This window comes from Pseudomonas sp. PME37.24/006 (assembly GCF_055556635.1).
In genome coordinates, this window is record NZ_JBVHNL010000283.1 from 1 (window position 1) to 239 (window position 239).

Sequence of the window (239 nt, forward strand, 5' to 3'; positions counted from 1 at the left end):
GCAGATCGGCGTCGTCGGGAACGTGCCGCCGAGCGGCGGATGCCACCTGGATCTCCGGATCAATAAGAACGGGACGACGAACCAGGCGGTCGCCGCGCTACAGGAAGCGACCGCTCTCGGCGCCCCCGCGCAGTACGCCGGCTTCGTGAACCCCGAAGAGTTCCTCCGCCTGTACGGCATCGAGATATGCCCCACAGACGGCACCTGCCGACGCCTCTAACCCCCTGGAAAACCGCGTC

1 protein-coding gene is annotated in these 239 nt (G+C 66.9%); it reads left to right on the top strand.

Annotation, left to right across the window (positions count from 1 at the left end; all coding sequences use genetic code 11):
* Positions 1-220 (top strand): hypothetical protein (locus tag ACZ3GY_RS24745; protein WP_465912465.1); only part of this gene is annotated, 220 nt, incomplete at its 5' end.
* Positions 221-239 lie beyond the last annotated feature (19 nt).